2 protein-coding genes are annotated in these 1,598 nt (G+C 59.6%); both read right to left on the bottom strand.

From position 1 onward, the window contains the following. A partial coding sequence (gene dctP / locus Q0341_RS13545; protein WP_299514315.1) for a TRAP transporter substrate-binding protein DctP occupies positions 1-717 on the bottom strand: 717 nt, incomplete at its 3' end. Between the two features lie 54 nt (positions 718-771). After that, entirely contained in the window at positions 772-1,500 is a 729-nt protein-coding gene (locus tag Q0341_RS13540) for a FadR/GntR family transcriptional regulator (RefSeq protein ID WP_299514312.1), read from the bottom strand. Between the last annotated feature and the right edge of the window lie 98 nt (positions 1,501-1,598).

Below are 1,598 nucleotides of genomic sequence, written 5' to 3'. Positions count from 1 at the left end.
GTCCACGATGTGACCGGTCAGCATGATGGCCTTTTGCACCTCATAGAACTTCTTGGCTTCGATGGTGGTCAAGGGGTTTTCTTGTGCCTCCACGGTGCCGTTTTGCAGAGCCAAATACACCTCGGCAAAAGCAATCGGCGTGGGGTTGGCACCGCACGACTCTGGCGTGGCGCGGTAGGCTGCGACATCGGGCACACGAATCTTGAGGCCCTTCATGCCCGCGCAATTGGTGAAGGCTTTTTGGGCTGTGGTGTGGCGTGCGCCATAGTAGGTGTAAGCCGTGACCTGGATGCCTGTTTTGGCGCGGAACTCACTCACCATTTCTTGGAACACCGGGCTCTTGGAATAGGCAATCAGGTGGTCGCCATCACGGAAGATGAAGGGGTAGTAGGCAATGCCAAAACGCGGGTAGGTGCGGGCGGCAAATGAGGGGCCGCTGATGATCATGTCCACCGTGCCCAGGGTTAAGCCTTGGTTGATGTCGGTCTCTTTGCCCAGCGAGGAGGCAGGGAAGACTTGGATGTCGAATTTGCCGTTGCTGCGCTTTTTAATTTCGCCAGCGGCCCAAACCGATTCGGTGTGGTAGGGCTCGGCGGTCTCGTAGACGTGGGCCCATTTCAGTTTTTGCTGGGCCATGGCACCGGTGCTGACCAGCATTGTGCCAAGGGCCATTGCGCCGACGGCGGCCATGGTTTTCAGTGTGAATCGTTTGCTCATCTTTGTCTCCTCGTTGGGGTTGAAATTTGCTGACGCGGGAACAGAAAAACCACCCTAACGGGCGGGTGCGCGGCGCCAGCTCGCGCTGTATCTTTTGTGGGCTTGCCTCAGGTGCTTTTGCATGGCCTTGCGGGCCGCGCTGGTGTCGTGTGCCTCAATCGCCAGCAGCACCTGCTGGTGTTCGCCAATGGCCGATTGCCAGGATTCGGGGTGTTCAAAGTAGTCGCCCAGCCGCTCGAACAGCGGACCGTTGCGCGCTTGCCAATAGCGTTGCACGGTGTCGAGCAGCACGCTGTTGCCGCAGGCATGGGCAATGGCTGCGTGAAAGGCCTCGTCGCCTCCACGCGGCACCTGGTCGCGCGCAGCTTCGAGCTTCATTTGCTGCAAGCCGGCCTTGATGGCTTTGAGGTCTGCCTTTTGTGCGTGGGTGGCGGCAAGGGCTGCCACTTCGGCCTCGACCAGCAAACGGGCGCTCATCACCTCCAAGGGTCCCCAGTCGGCGGGGGTGTTGGCATCGTGATCGCTGTTGGTCAGCGTTTTGGTCTGGGGTTGGTTGCGCTGCACATAAATGCCAGAGCCGTTGCGCACCTCGATCATGCCCTCAACCTCCAGCGCAATGAGGGCTTCGCGCACCGAGGGGCGGCTCACGCCCAGTTGCGCGGCCAAGTCGCGCTCGGCCGGTAGCCGCGAACCCAAAGCGAACTCGCCCGACACCATCAATTGCCGAAGTTGTTCGGCAATCTGGCGGTACAGGCGTTGCGGGGCCACGGTTTGCAAAGGCATGGGGGTGATCAGGGATAACGTGAATTGGACAAGTGGTCAGACCAGTTGCACAATCATCACATGATCAAAAGCCATTGCAACTCCGCACAAACCCGCAT

Source organism: uncultured Limnohabitans sp. (assembly GCF_937889215.1).
In the GTDB taxonomy this organism is placed as follows: domain Bacteria; phylum Pseudomonadota; class Gammaproteobacteria; order Burkholderiales; family Burkholderiaceae_C; genus Limnohabitans_A.
The sequence above is the reverse complement of the archived record's forward strand: the minus strand, read 5'-3'. Positions and strand labels throughout refer to the sequence as shown.

Coding starts and splice junctions, on each gene's coding strand:
- Q0341_RS13540 (WP_299514312.1), bottom strand. CDS start 1,500: ATGCCTTTGCAAACCGTGGCCCCGCAACGCCTGTACCGCCAGATTGCC.